Consider the following 16,453-nt stretch of genomic DNA (forward strand, 5'->3'; position numbering starts at 1 on the left):
GATATGCCGATGCGTGCATTGATCCTTTCCCTGCTGCTTTTCGTTACGACCCCGTTACAGGAGACCATTGTCATGGCGCAATCGAAGGACGACGTGCCGGCGCGCAACAAGGCCCTCGTCGAGGACCGTTTCAATGCCTGGCGAAACGGCACCGGCAATCCATTCGAGCTTTTAGCTGACGAGGCGAGCTGGACGATCGTTGGCCGCTCGGCCGCTTCGAAGACCTACAGCAGCAAGGAGGATTTCCTGCGCGAGGTCATCCGGCCGTTCAATGCGCGCATGAAGGAAGGCTTGAAGCCGGCAATCCGCAACATCTACGCTGACGGCAACACGGTGATCATCTTCTTTGACGCAGCCGGAATCGCTCGCGACGGCAAGCCCTACACCAACACCTATGCCTGGTTCCTGGAGATGCGCGACGGCAAGGTGGTGAAAGCATCCGCTTTCTACGACAGCATCGAGTTCAACGACCTCTGGACGCGAGTGGCTCCTTAGTCGCAAGGGGATACTAACGTCTGGTTGCGAACATTAGGCAGCATGATGCACTCTCCCGCAAATCGGACATGACTTGCGGGAGATCAGCCTATGCCCGATCGGTTGGGGATTTCCACAACGAGCCCCACGCTTCGACATAGCCGGAGACCGCCGGCTCGGATTCGGCCAGACGGTCCATCCGAGATGGCGCGTATCCTCGACGCCCCTCCGGTCCTGGCACCGGAGATCCTGCGGGGCGACACGCGCCTGACCCAACGATGGGTCCATGGCGGCTTGTACAACTACATGCGCGGCATGACCGGTCATGTCGTTGTTGGCTGCCACTCCGGCGAGGAGGAGATCAGCTGGCGCGTCGAAAGGAAGCGCTTCGCGTCTCGTACGCAGCGACGGGCCTTCACACTGATCCCCGAAGGGCACGACGGACACTGGGAGATTGGCGGCCAGGTCGTCGTGTCTCACGTCTACCTGACACAGGAACACCTCCAAGCCTGCGCCGACGAGGTCGCCGCTGGGAAGGCCGTCGAGCTGCTGGTCCGGGTCGCCTTCGAGGATTCGGCAGCAGCCGGCCTGCTCGAAATTCTGAGCGATGAGGCCGCCCGCGACAGCAGCTCGTCGCGCCTCTTTGTCGAGCAGGCGATCGATCTTCTCTGCTTGCGTCTGATCCGAGGTCACTCGTCGCTCGACGCCTTACCGACACCGACCCCAAGACACGGGCTTGCCGACTGGCAGGTGCGAAAAGTGACGGCTTTCATGCGCGACAATCTAGAACGGCAGATCGGGCTCGACGAACTCGCTGGGCTTGTCCGCCTCAGCCGCTTCCACTTCTGCACGGCATTCCGGCGCGCGACCGGGCACTCGCCGCATCAATGGCTGACGCGGCAAAGAATCGCCCGTGCGCGCGATCTGTTGGTGAATTCAGAGCTCAGCATCACCGAGATCGCATTGAGCGTCGGCTACGAGACGCCATCAGCCTTTACTGCACGCTTCCGCAATGCCATGGGGATCACCCCGTCGACCTTTCGTCGCAGCATGTAGGCGCTTGGAAATGGATGAACTGAAGCGCGCACATGATGGTGCGCTGGCGCTTCCTCAATCAGGGCACCGCAAAGCCACCCAAATAAGGTGGGGAGCCGGCCTACTCCTGCTGACGGCGATCCTTGCAGGCGAGGCGCATAGCCAGTCCGTGAGCAGCCAGACTCCGAATGCGCTGACCTGCGGTACTCTAGCGGCCGAGTCCTCGCGAACCTCCTCAAGCTCACGTTGGACGATCTCCGGCCCCTCGGGGAAGACCACGGAAACGGGTGTCCTGCGCAGCGGCCCGCGCTTCGAATGTATCGACGGCGCCATCCTGATCGTGGAATTTACCTCGTCGGCAGGACATTCTTTCTTTGAGGCCTATTTCGCGGACGGCACCAACCTCGGCTATGGCCGCCAGCAGGTTGACCGTCGCGGTGGTCGCTTCGTTCTCCCCATTCAGGCGAAGGCGCGCATTGCCGCGCCGTATCGCGCCGCGTTCGACTATCACTGCCGCCTCGAAATGCCGGCCGATCCCATTCAGCCGGCCACTCGGGCTGACTGCATCTTTTAGAGCGGTACTTGGGCCAGGCCTTGGAAGCTCCCTAGGCGCGCCTGTGGCGACGATCTGCGATTAAAGCCCAGGCACATAGGCGCTTATGTACTGAAGCAACCTGACGTCGGGAAAGCCAACGTAGGCCCGTCGACCGATCGGACATCCAGAAATATTCCTGGAATCGACAAGCACAACCAGGACCTGTGCGGTTCCGAGCTTGTGGCCCCGGGAAACACTCGCCAGATCAGATCCCCCGAGGCGCGACGATGCTCCGCGCGTGAACAGCACGGTTGCCTTTCGCACCTGCGGATCGCCTTCAAGAGATACGTTGGCACGCATCCCCTCATACAACAGCGCCGCAAGGGTCTCCGTAACGGGCACGTCGACGAGCAATGTGTTGCAGTCTATCCAGGAGAATAGCTTCTCGCCTTGCGTAACAGATGCATTGTTCGTCACCGCGGTCGACCATATCGTCATGCCCGCAGCAACTCGAACTGACACTGTCGTCGACGCTTCCAGGTTCTTGCGCTCTTGGTCGAAGATCGAGCGGGCGGTACTGAGTTCTTCCTGCGCATCGACCACCGCACGTTTGGCCCTGGCCGCCTCGAGATCAATCTCGTCGATGCTTCGCCACGACCATTCCGGTTCCTTACCGTCCTGCTGAATGAACACGCCGGTTCCGGCCAGGCGGCGGCGCTCGCGAACACGCTCGAGTGCCTTGGTCATTTGCGTGAGCGTGACTTGTACTTCGCGATGGCTCGCCGTCGCGAGATCTTCGTCGGCCTGAGAAGCCGTGCCCGAAACCCTCAGCGCGCGTCTTCTTTGCGCCGATGCGTCCGCCAGCTTGACCCGCTCGCTTTGAAGAGCGAGCCGCTGTTCAAGATCCTGAATCTCGAGATCCAAATCACGACGAAAGCCTTCGGCGTAGCGTGCCTTGCGGTCCGCCCATTCCTTGCTGAGTTGCAGAACTCTTTCATTGTAGTGGCCGATCTGTGTCAGTCGGGCTTCTGCTCTACGTTCCTGGCCTTCAGCACGAATCACAGCGCTGCGATCGGAACTGTGATTGACAATTCGAGCCACCACCCCCGTGACGTCTACTTTCTGGCCTGCCCGCGTCTCGAAGCCTTCCACGGTGCCTGCAATCGGCGCCGTGGCGACATTGAGCCAGGAGGTTACCGCGGCGTCGCGATCAAGCACGACGTATATTGGTTGATAGACGGCTGCCACGATCGGTATGGCCGCCAGTACTGTGACCAGAGCAATCCTGCTCTTTCGCCCGAACCGATCCAGGAACCGGGGAGATAATACCGACGCGTCCTTACCGGGCGATGCTCCATCGACCGGCATCAGATGTCGGTCACTCACCCCCGCATTCTGGAGCATTCTGACGGTAACCAGCTTCAGCAGGTGGATGCCGAGCGTAGGGTGTTGCAGGAGAGCGGCAAACACCGCCTTCTTGGTCAGCGCCATGATCGTGCAGTCAGTGACTGCTATGGCAGTAGCGGTTCGGCGCCCTGTTTCAGAGAAGAGTGCGAACTCACCAAGAAATGAGCCGGAGCTGACGGTCCTCTGAACTTCGGGAAGAAACAACTCACCTTCGACGACATAGTAGAGTTCATCCGCCAGTTCGTTTGCCGAGAACAGGATGTCCTTTGCCCGGACGACCCGCTTGCTCATGAACGGCAGGATGGCCTGCGCCGAAAACTCCTGGGTCGCGGCTCTTTCCACTTGGGCAGTGAATTCGCGAATCTGCAGGAGCCGCAGCAGGTTCAGTGGCAGCAGCGCCCCGTGCAGGATCAGGATTGGCGTCAGCCCATCAATCAGGGCGTAAGTAATGAACGCTACGTTGCTCGCGAGGGCCACCACGCGCAACGGAAGCATGGTTCGCATGTAGAAGGTGGCGAACACCAACGCCGATGCGATGTAGCCGAATATTTCTCCCGAACTCACGACATGTCGCCCCTGCCAAGGTCCGCCATGCCATTCTGCCAAGAGAATTCACGCCTATCTACGGGCGCGAGCTTCCCATCGCCTGTTCCACCCTCCGATGTCACGCTTCGAAGGCCGATTTGTCGCTGCAGGCATCGTCAGTTCCCTCGAAGGGCGTGACCATGCTCTCCGCGAATGCGATAGAGAGTGAAGCCCTCGGGAAAGGGCTCCACTCCTCCTAACGACCGATCAGACGACCCGGAAGTTCTTGAACTGCCAGGGATCGGACTTGTCGAGATCCTCGGGGAAGAGTTCGCCCCGGCCCTGCAGCGGGGTCCAGTCGCTGTACTTGCCGACGACCGGTCCGAGATAGGGCATACAGATCTCAAGGTTGCGCGCGAAGTCCATCTCATCGGCCTCGACGATACCCTCGTTCGGGTTCTCGAGCGCCCAGATGATGCCCGAGAGCACGGGTGCCACGACCTGGATCGAGGTCGCGTTGTTGTAGGGCACGACCTTGCGCGCCTCGTGGATGTCGATCTGCGAGCCGTACCAGTAGGCGCCCTTCTTGTGGCCCATCAGCAGCACGCCGAGCTCGTCGCGGCCCGAGGTGACCTCCTCGACGATCAGGCGCTGGCGCTTCTGCTGCTTCAGGTTCTTTCCGGCAAGCTCGTGCATCGACATGATTGCCTGGTCACACGGGTGATAGGCGTAGTGCACCGTCGGCCGATAGGCGACCTTTTTGCCGTCGTGCACGGTCAGGTAATCGGCGATCGAGATCGACTCGTTGTGCGTGATGATGAAGCCGTGGAACGGCCCCTCGATCGGCGTCCAGGTGCGCACTTGGGTCAGCAGGCCCGGACGGTTGAGGTAGATCGCTGCGTCGCAGCCGAAGGTGTGACGCTTGCCGTCGGGCGGCAGTGCCTTTTCGTGCGTACCCCAGCCCATCTCGGCGGGCTGGCCGCCCTCGGAGATGAAGCCGTCGATCGACCAGGTGTTGACGAACTCGCCCACTTCCTTCGGCTTCGGCGAGACCTGCGTGTCGCGCTCGGCGATATGGATCACCTTGACGCCCAGGCGTTGGGCGAGCTTGCCCCAGCCCTCGCGCGTGGTCGGCACGGGCGCCTTCACACCGGTATCGCGCGCGATGTTCACCAGCGCCTGCTTGGCGAAGTGCGACACCAGGCCGGGATTGGCCCCATGGGCAACCACGGCCGTCGAGCCGCCCTTGAAGCGTGACTTGAGCTTCAGCATCGTGTCGCGCAGCGCGTAGTTCGACCGGCGCGAGACCGACAGGTTGGGGTCCGAATAGCCGCCCGGCCACGGCTCGATGCAGGTGTCGAGGTAGAGCACGCCCTTCTTCTGGCAAAGCTCGATCAGCGCCGTCGAGGCGACCTCCACCGAGAGATTGAGCAGGAAATCGCCCTGGCCCAGCCGGTTGTCCAGCGTCGACCGGACGTTGGACTCAATCAGACGCTTCTCGACGAACTCGACGCCGTAGCGCTGCGCCTCATCTTCGCCGCCGCGCATGTCGTCGGTGATGATGGTGATCTGCTCGGGCTTGATGCCGATGTGGCGCAGGATCAGCGGCAGCACGCCCTGACCGATCGAGCCGAAGCCGATCATGACCAGGCGGCCTTTGAAGTCGAGGTACTTCTTACCGACGGCCTTCTTGCTGGAAGCTCCGCGCGCGACTTTCTTCGCCATTTCAGCGTCCCTCGTCCTTGGTTAGGGGTGGTCGATAAACAGCAACGGGGCCTTTCTCAAGGCCCCGTTATTCCGTACGCCTGAAGTGTGTCAGCTCAGATGCAGACCGCCTTGAGTGGCGCAAAACCGTTGAAGGCGACCGACGAATAGGTCGTCGTGTAGGCGCCGGTCGAGAGGATCTCGACCTTGTCGCCCGGCTTGAGGGACAGAGGCAGTTTGTACTCCGTCTTCTCGTAGAGGATGTCGGCCGAATCGCAGGTCGGGCCGGCCAGCACCACGGGGCCGACGCGCGTGCCGTCGCGGCTCGTCCGCAGCCGGTACTTGATGCTCTCGTCCATGGTCTCGGCCAGGCCGGAGAACTTGCCGATGTCGAGGTAGACCCAGCGCTTGCGGTCGTTGGCCGCCTTGCGCGACACCAGCACGACTTCGCTCTGGATCACGCCGGCGTCGCCCACCATGGAGCGGCCCGGTTCGATGATGACCTCCGGCATACGGTTGCCGAAGTGGCGCACCAGCGCGCGGCCGACCGCCTCGCAGTAGGCCTCGATGCTGTTCACTTCCGCGCGGTAGCGCGCCGGGAAGCCGCCACCCAGGTTGACCATGCGCAGGTCCACGCCTTCTTCGGCGAGGGCGAAGAACATCTGCGAGACCTGGGCCAGCGCCTTGTCCCACTGGTCGAGGTCGGTCTGCTGGCTGCCGACATGGAAGGAGATGCCATAGGCATCGAGCCCCCACTCCTTGGCCTTGCGCAGCAGGTCCTTGGCCATCTCCGGCGCGCAGCCGAACTTCTTGCTGAGCGGCCACTCGGCGCCACCGCAATCGACCAGCACGCGGCAGAACACGCGGGCGCCCGGCGCCACGCGGGCGAGCTTCTGCAGCTCCGCCTCGCTGTCGAAGGCGAACAGGCGCACGCCCTGCTGATAGGCCCAGGCGATGTCCTTTTCCTTCTTGATCGTGTTGCCGAAGGAGATGCGGTCCGTCGAGACGCCGTTGGCCTGCACCAGCTCGATCTCGCCGCGGCTGGCGGTGTCGAACTTCGAGCCAGCCGTCGCCAGACGCGACAGGATCTGCGCCGCCGGATTGGCCTTCACGGCATAGAAGATGTGGGCGGCCGGCAGCAGTTCACGCATGCGCCGGAAGTTGTTCTCGACCACATCGAGGTCGATCACCAGGCACGGCGTCTCGGGCTGCTGCTCACGGAGATAACGAAAAATACGCTCGGTCATCGCTGGGGGGTTCCCCGTCAAATCGTCAAATTGTCAGTGCAAAAGTCGAACGGGACGTATGGCGTCAGATCGGGCTGCGCCCGACCGACGGCATGCGTCAGCCGATACTCGACGGGGTCTGATGCCGCTTGAGCGGCAGAGCGAACACAAAAGGTGTGTCTGACGTGGCCCGGCCGGAATTCACCGGGCAAATGACATAATAGCGGGGAACGCGCCCCGCGCGGTAAGCAACCATCTCAGAAGCTCCTTCCCGGACCCGGCTCGAAGCCGGCACTGCCAAAAAGAACACTTTCCGTCGTTGCGTAACCACTAAGGGCCAGCGGCACGTGCGTGGGCGTCTTGTACGTTGGCTATCTACAACTAATCGACACGGTTACAAGAAGATTCTGCCCCGCCTCGTAAATTTTTGAGTCGCTTGTGGTGGAAAGGGCACAAAAGCGTGTCAGACACGCGGCGTCGTCGAGCCCGGCAGCCGGATCGACGCGGCGAGCACGGTCAGCGGCACCAATGCCAACGACGAGGCAATCAGCGCAGCCTGTACGCCGAAGAGATTGGCGATCTTTCCCCACAGCAGGGAGCCCACGACCATCGCGCCGAAGAACACCATCTGGTGCACCGCCATGCCCCGCGCGCGCATGTAGTTGGGCAGGATCATCTGCACTGAAGTGCCGTTGTTAGCGATGACGGTGATCCAGCAGGCACCGTTGATGGCGACGACGATCCCGACCACCCAGGGCACCATCGCCAGCGCCGCAAGCATCGTGGCGGCGGCAGAAACACCCATCGCCCAGATGTTGGCGCGATCGGCGCCCAGCAGGCGGTTGATCCTCGGCATGGCGAAGGCGGCAGCAACCGCGCCGACGCCAAATACGCCGTACAGGATGCCGAAATCGAACTCGTCGAGGCCGAGCTCGAAGCGACCGATCACCGGCAACAGAGTGCCCAGGGCAATGCCGGGCACGAAGAAGCAGAGACCGCGAGCGAAGATCGCCCGCAATTCGGCCGAGCCGCGCACGAAGGCGATACCCGCCCGGGCTGCTTCCGCGAAGCCCTCGCGACGCTGGGCGGCCCGCGCCTCGGCCGGCCGCTTCCAGGCTCGCATGGCGAAGATGACGCCCACGTAGGTGAAGGTGTTGATCGCGAAGAGCAGGAACACGCCGACCAGGCTGAGCAGAAGCTGGCCGATGACCGGCCCGATGGTGCGGGCAAGGTTGAAGCCGGCGCTGTTCAGCGCGATGGCGGGTCTGAGTTGCGGCCCCGAGACGATCTCCGGCACGACGGCGTGCCAGGCCGGCGCGTTCATGGCGTTGCCCAGCCCCATGCAGAAGGAGAGGCCGAGCAGGCTCCAATGGTCGAGCTTGCCTAGGAAGGCGAGGACCGCGAGCGTCGCGGCCACCGCCATCATCCAGATCTGGCAGCAGATGATGTAGCGGCGGCGGTCGAAGCGGTCGGCCAGGATGCCGGCGAAGAAGCAGAACAGGAACATCGGCAGGGTGCCGGCCGCAGCCAGCAAGGCCACGAAGATCGGCTCTTGCGTCAGGCTGGTCATCTCCCAGGCCGCGCCGGTGTTCTGCATCCAGCCACCGACGTTGGACATCAGGTTGGCCGTCCACATCGCCAGGAACGATTTGTTGGCGAGCGGTGCGAAGGCCGAGACTCGGGGAACGGGACCAGGTGAACCCGGGCCGGGCGGCGTGGAACCTGGCGCGCTCACCCCACCAGAGCTTTCTCGTAGATGCGATGCGTCTTGTAGTGAACGCCGCCCACGGACCGGATGATGTTGTTGGTGGCCTTGTTGTCTTCGAGGATCCAGCCCAGCTCGGCCGAGGTCTTGCCCAGTCGCTTGCCGTTCTGCCTCAAGTGATCGATGGCGATCATCGCCAGTCCTGCTCCCATCAGCGGATGGTTGCGGAACTTCTTCTTCACGCCCATCAGCGGCACACGAGTACTGCCGACGCCGGCGATCTTCAACCGGTAGAGAAGCTTCGCCAGATTCACCGGCCCCAGCTTGCCGTTGAAGTCACGGGTCGCCTCGTTGAGGTTGGTGAGGGCCACGATGAAGGCTACCGTCTCGTCGTCGACATCCACGAAGACCGCGAGCTCCGGCACGATCACCGGCCCGAACGCCTTGGAGGCGTGGTCGATTTCAGCCTGGGTGAAGGGCACGAAGCCCCAATTGTCGCTCCAGGCATCGTTGAAGACGCCGACCAAGGTGCGGACCTCGGCATCGAACATCTTCATGTTGGCGGTGCGCACCTTTACGCGGTTGCCCATGCCCGCCCGCGCCAGCAGCTTGGCGCCGATCGTCTCGGGCGCGTTCTGGACGTCGTAGTCGTAGGAGAAGAGATCCTTGATCTTCGTGTAGCCGCAGGCTTCGACCCGGCCACCGGCGTAAGGAGGATCCCAGGGAACCATGAGGACCGGCCGGCTCTCGAAGCCGTCGATCAACATCCCGACTTCCTCGTTGACCGAGAGACTGAATGGTCCGGTCGCGCGCGTCATGCCCTTGGCCTTCAGCCAGGCTTCGGCGGCAGCGAACAACGCCGCAAAGATCGCCGGATCGTCCTCAGCGACGACGCATCCGAAGTGGCCGGTACTGTCCGCGTAGCGTTCGAGATAGGCGCGATCGACCTGAGCGGTGATGCGGCCAACCACACGGCCGGCGCGGCGGGCCAGGAAGAACTGGACCTCGACATGGTGGAACAGGGGATTCTTGGCCGGCGAAAAGGCTTCCTTCCGCTCCAGGTCGAGATGCGGCACGTAGCCTTTCTGGCCAACGTAAAGCCGCTTGGGCAGATCGATGAAGGCCTTGAGGTCGGATTTGCCCTGAACCGGCGTTACCACGATGTCTGACGAAGCCATTTACGCCTCAAGCTGCCTGGGCGAGCGGCTCGCCACTCTCGAACACGATGCGACCATCGGGCTCGCAGCCCGTACCGTCGGCCTTCAGGGCGCGGAGCTGGACGCCGATCCGCCAACCCGCTCCTGCCCGCTCGATGCCGAGCAGGTGATAGCGCGCGCGGCCGTACTTGCTACCCGGTGCGGCTGACGCGGAGGTGACGCCGACCACCGGCACGGCAGCGCCCTGCGGACCAGCGATGCGCGCAACCTCGCTGCGATGATTGTGGCCATGCAGGACGATCTCGCAGCCGACCCTGCGGATCATCGCCTGGAACTCGGCCGCGTCGGTCAGCCGCTTGAAGTGTTTCTCGGTCGTGAGCGGCGGATGGTGAATCAACACCACCCGGCAAAGCCCTTCGCAGCCGAGATCGGCCAGGAGCTTCTCGGCCGCCGCAATCTGCGCTGCGCCGAGGGTGCCGGTGGCAAAGAAGGGCGGCTTGGGCACACCGCTGTTCAGCCCCACCAGGGCCACTGGCCCACGGCGACGTACAGTTGGAAAGACATCGAATCCAGAAGCCGGCGGCGCGCCATCGCCGGAGATATAGGCGCCCCACCGGCCGAGCCCCTGCCCCCACTTCGTGGCGACATAGACGTCGTGATTGCCCGGCACGAGAGTAACGCGATCGGGTGAGCCGAGCCCGGTCAGCCACTGCGAAGCGCGCTCGAATTCCTCGGGCAGCGAGACGTTCACCAGATCGCCGGTCAGGGCAATGTGATCGGGATTCTCTGCCTTGATGTCGGCCACGATGCCGGCCAGCGCTTCGGGCCGATGCATCCCGACGCGGCTGCGCCACCAATTGGCGTAGCCGGTGGCGCGCTTGCCGAGAAGATCGACGATGCGTGCCCGCGGCATCGGCAGATGCGGGTCGGACAGATGAGCCAGGGTGAACATGGCGGCCGCCCCTAGCGGGCGCCGCCAACCACGCGGCGCGTGCGGTCGTCGATAACGCCGAGCTGACGGCCGATGCCCGTCATGACCTCGACCATGTGCTGGAGCTGCTCCGGCGTATGCACGGCGCAGACCGAGCAGCGCAGCAGCGACACGCCGTTCGGCGTAGCGGGCGGCACGGCGACGTTCACGTAGATGCCGGCATCGAGCATGGCGCGCCAGAAGCCGATGGCGACCATGCGGTCGGGCAGGTGCACGCCGACCACCGGGCCATGCTCGGGGCCGAGCTTGAAGCCTTGGGCGGCGAGCCCGTCATAGAGGGTGGCGACATTGTCCCAGAGCTGCTTGCGCAGCTCCGGCCTGGCCTTCACGACCTTGAGCGCCTGGCGCACCGACGCCACGATCGACGGTGGCAGCGAGGCCGTGAACATGTAGGAGCGGACGGTGACGCGCAGGATGTCGAAATCCGGATCGTCGGAGACGCAGTAGCCGCCGATGGCGCCCAGGGTCTTGGAGAAGGTGCCGACAATGAAGTGGCAATCGTCGATCACGCCGGTCGATTCGCAGAGGCCACGGCCAGTCTCGCCCAGTGCGCCCAGCGAATGGGCTTCATCGATCAGAACGTAGGCGTTGTACTTCTTGCAGACGTCAACGAACTCGCGCAGCGGCGCGGTATCGCCCAGCATCGAGTAGATGCCTTCCAGCACCACCACCCGATTGCCCGGCCGGTCGCCCAGCCGGCGCAGGCGCGCCTCCAGGCTCGACGGATCGTTGTGCTTGAAGCGGACGACTTCGGCCTGCGTCATCTTGCAGGCGTCGTAGATGGAAGCGTGGCTGTCGGCGTCGATCAGGAGTTGGTCACCCTCGCCCGCCAGGGTCGAGATGATGCCGAGATTGGCCTGATAGCCGGTCGTGAAGACCATGCAATGCTTCTTGCCGTAGAACTCGGCGATCTCCTGCTCGAGCGCTACGTGTTCGTTGTAGCTGCCGTTGGCGATGCGCGAGCCGGTCGTGCCGGTGCCTTCGGCGCGAATGGCCTCGATCGCGGCCTCCATGCAGGAGGAATCGAAGGTCAGGCCGAAATAATTATTGGTGCCGACCAGGAGCGTCTTGCGCCCGTTGATGATGGCTTCGGTCGGCGACAGGACCCGTTCCATACGGATCTGGAACGGATCGTAACCGGTGGTCCGAACGTCGCGATAGGCCTCGAGCAGGCCCGCATGGCGATCGAACAGGCCCATGGCTAACGCCGGGCGTGGAGCTTCAGGATGGTATCCGCGAGCTGGTCGACGGTATGGATCTCGGCCACGACGTTCATGGGAATCGAGACGTCGAACCGATCCTCGAGTTCCATGACCATGTCCATGATCGCCAGCGAATCGATGGTCAGGTCCTTTGCGATCACGGTGTCGCCGGCGATCGGCTTCTCACCAACCTGGAACGGCGACAGGTGATGGCAGATTTCACCCATGACTTCGCCACGCGCGAGCGTGCTCCCGCGGCGCAGTTCGAGGGTGTCGGCGATGCCGTCGTTCTCGACGATCATTTGATGGGCAGTGCGCAAAACGCTCTCCGGGTCCCGGGGTCAGGCGGGCAACTTGTGCCAGAAACCCGGATTCCTTGTGAAATAACAATTTGTTACGCAGTGTTTCACAGGCCCTAAAGCCAATGCTGGCTGCGATACCACTGCACGGTGTCACGGAAGCCGGCCGTCAGGTCATAACGCGGCTGGAAGCCAATGGCGGCGGCGAGCCGGCGATCATGGACGGACCAGTCCTGGTGAAAAATCTCGGCGACCTTGCCCTGGGTCAGGATCTGGGTGGGCCCGCCCAATGACTGGCGAAGCCCGTTCCACACTGCAATACCGGCCATAATCGGCCGCGGGACCTTCACATGCCAGGGCTGCCGCCCCAGCGCCGCCCCCGCCGCCCGGGCCATGTCGGCATAGGAATATGCACCCGCCGTGCCGTCGTCGATCTCGTAGATCGACCGCTCCGGCGACCGCTCGACAGCCAGCGCCAGGGTCTCGGCCAGATCTGAGACGTGGATCAGGGACAGTCGCGCTGACGAGAGCCAGGGCTGCGGCGCCAACCCGAGTTTCACAGAACGAAAATAAGCCAAAGTCTCCCGATCACCCGGCCCGTAGACGGCCGGCGCCCGCACCGCGAGCCAGGGGCCGCTCCGGGCCGCGATGGCCACCTCCCCCGCCCTCTTGCTGGCACCGTAAGCCGAGAGTTGCGGCTCACGGGCGGCGAGCGAGGAAAGCAGGACAAGTGTCGCCTCGGACGCCAAGGCCGAGAGAAGCGCGGCGCTGTCCCGATTGACGGACATGAAGTCAGCCGGCGTGCGGGCCTTGATCAGGCCCGCAGCATGGACCACGGCATCCGCCCCACGGACCAATTCCCGTAAGGCGGGTTCGGAGAGAACGTCGCCCATGACGATCTCGGCATCGATGCCGGCCAGCGACGGCAACGGCGACCAGCGTCTCACCAGGAGGCGAAGCCGCCAACCGCGACGCGCCAGAGCAGCTACGAGGTGCGGACCGACGAAACCGGTGACACCGGTGACGGCGACCAGCTTGCTCATCGCCGGATCAGGCCGCTGCGGGTTTCAAGGACGGCGACGCCGACGCGTAGAGACCGGCGAGATAGTTGGCCTTGGTCCGCGCACGCGACAGCTTGCCCGACGACGTGGTCGGCAGGCCGACCGTCGGCGGCACCAATGCCACATCGCAGTCGACGGCAATCGCTTCGCGCACGGCGCCGGCAACATCACGCGCCAAGGCCAGCCGTGCCTCCTCGCCGGAAACACGCGCCAGCACGGCCACCACCACGCGCTCGCCCTCGCCCGTGTCTATCGAGAAGGCAGCAGCGTCACCGTTCTTGGTCAGGCGCTTGGCCTCGATCGCCCATTCGATATCCTGCGGCCACACGTTGCGGCCGTTCACGATAATCAGGTCTTTGGCGCGGCCGGTGACGACGATTTCACCCGCCAGCGTGTAGCCAAGGTCGCCGGTATCGAGCCAGCCATCGGCCGACAGGACCTCTTGGCTGGCTTCGGGCTCTCCAAAATAGCCAGGCATGATGCTGGGCCCGGCAACGAAGATGCGGCCCACTTCGCGGTCGGCCAGTACCTCGCCGTCGGCACCACGTACTTCGAGCTGATGTCCCGGCAGCACGCGCCCACACAGGACGAAGCGGCGCGCCTGGCGGTCGTCGGCAGGATCGGCGGCGGGCACTGCGCGCTGGGCTTCGGCGAGCGTCGTGCGATCGACCGTATCCGTGCGCACGCCTGTACCGTGCGGGCTGAAAGTGATGGCGAGGCACACCTCGGCCATGCCGTAGCTCGGGATGAAGGCCTTACTGTTGAAGCCTGCGCCTTCGAAGGTCGACGCGAAGCGCTCCAGTACATCGGCGCGCACCATGTCGCCGCCGATGCCGGCGTGCCGCCAACTCTTCAAGTCGAGATCGGCCGGCACCTGGGCGGCACCACGACGGACGGCAAGGTCGTAGCCGAAGCTCGGGCTGTAGGAGATCGTGCCGCGATTACGCGACATCAGGTTGAGCCACTGCATCGGCCGGCGGGCGAAGTCACGCGGCGTCATATAGTCGATCGAAAGCTGGGCGCTGAGCGGTGCCATCAGGAAGCCGATCAGGCCCATGTCGTGATAGAGCGGCAGCCAGCTCACGGCGCGATCGCCCACGACGACGTCAAGACCGGCCGGGCCCGTCATGCCGGCGAGGTTGGCCATCAGCGCGCGCTGGGTGATCTGCACACCGTGCGGATGGCGCGTGCTGCCGGATGAAAACTGGATGTAACAAAGATCGTCCACACCAAGCGGACGAAGATCGACCGGCTTCTCGGGCAGCTCGTGCAGCACGTCCATGCCGCCATGGAGGCGGACCCCAGGGAACTCCTTGGCCGCTTCGCCGAGATAGCCCGCGAGGTCGTCGAGACCGAAGGCGGCCACCGCACCGGAGGCGTCGAGTTGGCGGCGAAGCTGGTCGAGATAGGCTTCTTTGCCACCGATACCGACCGGAATGGACACCGGCACAGGAAGGAGGCCGGCATATTGCGCGCCGAAGAAAGAATCGAAAAAACCCGGCCAGGTATCGGCCGTAATCAGAATTCGCTCGCCGCGCGCAAATCCCGCGCCGATCAACTTGCGTGCCACGACATGGGCACGCTGACGTACGTCGCTCCACGGCAAGGCCGAGAGCTGCTCACCCTTGGCATTATAAAAGGTCACGCCGGTCTCGCCCTCGGCCGCATAGTCGAGCATCGCCGGTACCGAGGCGAAGCCGGCGCGGTGCAAGGCGAGCTTGGAATTGCGAGTGGGCAGCGATTTCATCGGAAGGCGGGTCTCCTAGCAGAGGGGCTGCCCCCCCTTCAAGGCGGGCCCTTCGCATCAATTCCCACCTGGAGTGCTCAAGTTGACACACCCTAACCCGGATAAGATAGTGCCCGATCCTCGCCAAAACCCGGAGTTTCCATCCCGGAATCGCCGGCTCTGGCGAGGCTTTTTACTTTTGACGGAGGACTGGTTGTGATTACGGCTGTGATGCCGACGTACGGTCGCAAGGACGTCGTGTTCGAACGCGGAGAAGGCAACTATCTCTACGCGACGGACGGCCGACGTTATGTCGACTTTACCTCGGGCATCGCCGTGAACGCGCTGGGCCACTGCCACCCCGCCCTGGTCAAGGCTCTGACCGAGCAGGGCTCGAAGCTCTGGCACACCTCCAACCTGTTCCGGATCGGCAATGGCGAGAAGCTGGCCAAGCGGCTGGCCGACCTCACCTTCGCCGACACGATGTTCTTCTGTAATTCCGGTGCCGAGGCGATCGAGGGTGGCATCAAGCTGATACGCAAGTATCAGTACATGAACGGCCATCCGAAGCGGTACAAGATCATCTGCTTCCAGGCGGCGTTCCATGGCCGCCTGCTCAATGCGCTCGCCGCGACCGGCAACGAGAAGTATCTCGAAGGCTTCGGCCCGCCGGCGCCCGGCTACCGCCATGCGCCGCTGAACAACGCCAACGTCGTGCGCGACATGATCGACGACGAGACCGCCGGCATCCTGGTCGAGCCGATCCAGGGCGAAGGCGGCATTCGCGAAACGACGCCCGAGTTCCTTAAGGCGCTGCGCGCGATGTGCGACGAGTTCGGCCTGCTGCTGTTCTACGACGAAATCCACACGGGTTTCGGCCGGACGGGCAAGCTGTTCGCCTACGAGTGGTCGGGCGTCGCGCCCGACGTCATGGCGATCGCCAAAGGCATGGGTGGCGGTTTCCCGATCGGCGCCTTCATGGCGACCGAGAAGGCGGCCGTCGGCATGGTGCCGGGCACGCACGGCTCGACCTACGGCGGCAATCCGCTCGCCACGGGCGTGGCCAACGCAGTGCTCGACGAACTGCTGAAGCCCGGCTTCATCGAGGGCGTGCACGAGCGCGGCAAGTACCTCAAGGCCGAACTCGAGAAGCTGGTCGCCAAGCACCCCAAGGTGTTTGCCGAACAGCGCGGCACCGGCTTCCTGCAAGGCCTGCGCTGCGTGGTGCCGGCCGGCGAGATGGTCGAACGCCTGCAATCGCTGGGGCTGCTCGTGCCACCGGCGGGCGAGAACGTGATCCGCGTCTTCCCGGCACTGATCGCTGACAAGGCCGCACTCGACGAGGGCATCGCCATCCTCGAGAAGGCTGCCGTCTCGTTCGAGTCGTCCAAGGCTGCCGAGTAGGC

General features: G+C 63.8%; 14 protein-coding genes. 4 read left to right on the forward strand and 10 right to left on the reverse strand.

The window, feature by feature from the left end:
* Window positions 1-72: 72 nt before the first annotated feature.
* The 3 genes from EPO50_RS16850 (at window position 73) to EPO50_RS16860 (ending at window position 2,083) form a co-directional block, all read left to right on the forward strand.
* Window positions 73-495 carry a nuclear transport factor 2 family protein gene (locus EPO50_RS16850; RefSeq protein WP_296346138.1) on the forward strand — a complete coding sequence of 141 codons (423 nt, stop codon included), beginning with the start codon at window positions 73-75 and terminating at the stop codon, window positions 493-495.
* Window positions 496-780: 285 nt separating this feature from the next.
* Complete coding sequence (locus EPO50_RS16855; RefSeq protein WP_296346087.1) at window positions 781-1,530, forward strand: AraC family transcriptional regulator; 750 nt, start codon at window positions 781-783, stop codon at window positions 1,528-1,530.
* 10 nt (window positions 1,531-1,540) lie between these two features.
* Complete coding sequence (locus tag EPO50_RS16860; protein ID WP_296346089.1) at window positions 1,541-2,083, forward strand: hypothetical protein; 543 nt, start codon at window positions 1,541-1,543, stop codon at window positions 2,081-2,083.
* 60 nt (window positions 2,084-2,143) lie between these two features.
* Here EPO50_RS16860 and EPO50_RS16865 read toward each other — a convergent pair whose 3' ends face one another.
* The 10 genes from EPO50_RS16865 to EPO50_RS16910 form a co-directional block, all read right to left on the reverse strand.
* Window positions 2,144-4,015 carry a cyclic nucleotide-binding domain-containing protein gene (locus EPO50_RS16865; RefSeq protein ID WP_296346091.1) on the reverse strand — a complete coding sequence of 624 codons (1,872 nt, stop codon included), beginning with the start codon at window positions 4,013-4,015 and terminating at the stop codon, window positions 2,144-2,146.
* A 228-nt stretch (window positions 4,016-4,243) separates the two neighbouring features.
* Window positions 4,244-5,620: a saccharopine dehydrogenase C-terminal domain-containing protein gene (locus EPO50_RS16870; protein ID WP_296346140.1), complete on the reverse strand. Its 1,377-nt coding sequence runs from the start codon at window positions 5,618-5,620 to the stop codon at window positions 4,244-4,246.
* A gap of 176 nt (window positions 5,621-5,796) precedes the next feature.
* Window positions 5,797-6,927: a type III PLP-dependent enzyme gene (locus EPO50_RS16875; protein WP_296346093.1), complete on the reverse strand. Its 1,131-nt coding sequence runs from the start codon at window positions 6,925-6,927 to the stop codon at window positions 5,797-5,799.
* A gap of 442 nt (window positions 6,928-7,369) precedes the next feature.
* Window positions 7,370-8,641 (reverse strand): MFS transporter, encoded by a 1,272-nt coding sequence (locus EPO50_RS16880; RefSeq protein WP_296346096.1) that lies wholly within the window; start codon window positions 8,639-8,641, stop codon window positions 7,370-7,372.
* Entirely contained in the window at window positions 8,638-9,789 is a 1,152-nt protein-coding gene (locus EPO50_RS16885) for a dATP pyrophosphohydrolase (RefSeq protein ID WP_296346098.1), read from the reverse strand. Before EPO50_RS16885 ends, EPO50_RS16880 begins: the two co-directional genes overlap by 4 nt.
* A 7-nt stretch (window positions 9,790-9,796) precedes the next feature.
* On the reverse strand, window positions 9,797-10,720 hold the full coding sequence (locus EPO50_RS16890) for a metallophosphoesterase (protein WP_296346100.1): 924 nt from the start codon (window positions 10,718-10,720) through the stop codon (window positions 9,797-9,799).
* 11 nt (window positions 10,721-10,731) lie between these two features.
* Complete coding sequence (locus EPO50_RS16895) at window positions 10,732-11,958, reverse strand: aminotransferase class I/II-fold pyridoxal phosphate-dependent enzyme (RefSeq protein WP_296346102.1); 1,227 nt, start codon at window positions 11,956-11,958, stop codon at window positions 10,732-10,734.
* Window positions 11,959-11,960: 2 nt separating this feature from the next.
* Window positions 11,961-12,281 (reverse strand): acyl carrier protein, encoded by a 321-nt coding sequence (locus EPO50_RS16900; RefSeq protein WP_296346105.1) that lies wholly within the window; start codon window positions 12,279-12,281, stop codon window positions 11,961-11,963.
* 95 nt (window positions 12,282-12,376) lie between these two features.
* The gene (locus EPO50_RS16905; protein WP_296346106.1) at window positions 12,377-13,303 is read right to left on the reverse strand and encodes an NAD(P)-dependent oxidoreductase; all 927 of its coding nucleotides are present in this window, start codon (window positions 13,301-13,303) and stop codon (window positions 12,377-12,379) included.
* Between the two features lie 7 nt (window positions 13,304-13,310).
* On the reverse strand, window positions 13,311-15,068 hold the full coding sequence (locus EPO50_RS16910) for a fatty acyl-AMP ligase (protein WP_296346107.1): 1,758 nt from the start codon (window positions 15,066-15,068) through the stop codon (window positions 13,311-13,313).
* 210 nt (window positions 15,069-15,278) lie between these two features.
* On the opposite strand from EPO50_RS16910, the gene EPO50_RS16915 reads away from it, so the two are divergent.
* Window positions 15,279-16,451 carry an aspartate aminotransferase family protein gene (locus EPO50_RS16915; RefSeq protein ID WP_296346141.1) on the forward strand — a complete coding sequence of 391 codons (1,173 nt, stop codon included), beginning with the start codon at window positions 15,279-15,281 and terminating at the stop codon, window positions 16,449-16,451.
* Window positions 16,452-16,453: the final 2 nt, after the last annotated feature.

The organism is Reyranella sp. (genome assembly GCF_004297405.1).
Lineage (GTDB): Bacteria > Pseudomonadota > Alphaproteobacteria > Reyranellales > Reyranellaceae > Reyranella.

Bases quoted from the DNA above. Each gene is read 5' to 3' on its own strand.
- EPO50_RS16895 (WP_296346102.1), bottom strand. From the start codon at position 11,958: ATGGGCCTGTTCGATCGCCATGCGGGCCTGCTCGAGGCCTATCGCGAC.
- EPO50_RS16905 (WP_296346106.1), bottom strand. From the start codon at position 13,303: ATGAGCAAGCTGGTCGCCGTCACCGGTGTCACCGGTTTCGTCGGTCCG.
- EPO50_RS16860 (WP_296346089.1), top strand. From the start codon at position 1,541: ATGGATGAACTGAAGCGCGCACATGATGGTGCGCTGGCGCTTCCTCAA.
- EPO50_RS16870 (WP_296346140.1), bottom strand. From the start codon at position 5,620: ATGATCGGCTTCGGCTCGATCGGTCAGGGCGTGCTGCCGCTGATCCTG.
- EPO50_RS16855 (WP_296346087.1), top strand. From the start codon at position 781: ATGCGCGGCATGACCGGTCATGTCGTTGTTGGCTGCCACTCCGGCGAG.
- EPO50_RS16875 (WP_296346093.1), bottom strand. From the start codon at position 6,927: ATGACCGAGCGTATTTTTCGTTATCTCCGTGAGCAGCAGCCCGAGACG.
- EPO50_RS16910 (WP_296346107.1), bottom strand. From the start codon at position 15,068: ATGAAATCGCTGCCCACTCGCAATTCCAAGCTCGCCTTGCACCGCGCC.
- EPO50_RS16915 (WP_296346141.1), top strand. From the start codon at position 15,279: ATGCCGACGTACGGTCGCAAGGACGTCGTGTTCGAACGCGGAGAAGGC.
- EPO50_RS16885 (WP_296346098.1), bottom strand. From the start codon at position 9,789: ATGGCTTCGTCAGACATCGTGGTAACGCCGGTTCAGGGCAAATCCGAC.
- EPO50_RS16890 (WP_296346100.1), bottom strand. From the start codon at position 10,720: ATGTTCACCCTGGCTCATCTGTCCGACCCGCATCTGCCGATGCCGCGG.
- EPO50_RS16850 (WP_296346138.1), top strand. From the start codon at position 73: ATGGCGCAATCGAAGGACGACGTGCCGGCGCGCAACAAGGCCCTCGTC.